Source organism: Flammeovirga sp. AWQ4_249 (genome assembly GCF_056161045.1).
On sequence record NZ_JBSWYJ010000155.1, the window covers coordinates 1 to 258 of the forward strand.

The 258-nt window shown below is 38.8% G+C and carries 1 protein-coding gene; it reads right to left on the minus strand.

The window, feature by feature from the left end; all coding sequences use genetic code 11:
- A partial coding sequence (locus ACXAHM_RS26465; RefSeq protein WP_474967085.1) for a fasciclin domain-containing protein occupies nt 1–258 on the minus strand: 258 nt, incomplete at both ends.

The following is a 258-nucleotide window of genomic DNA, read 5'->3' on the forward strand; positions in this document are numbered from 1 at the left end:
ATACTGTTCCTTCTACAACGTGGTCTAATAAGATTGCTGATACTTCTTCTGCTGTTAAGGCATCTAAATCAACACCTTCGAAAGCTGAATTAACTGGTGCGAATACTGTATACTCTCCTCCTGATAATGTCTCTACCAAGCCAGCTTTTACTACTGCTGATACTAATGTTGATAAATCTTCAGTCGCTTGAGCTAATTCTACAATTGTTGGAAGCATTTCTTCCTCCATTAGAACCATATCAACTACGTGAACGACAC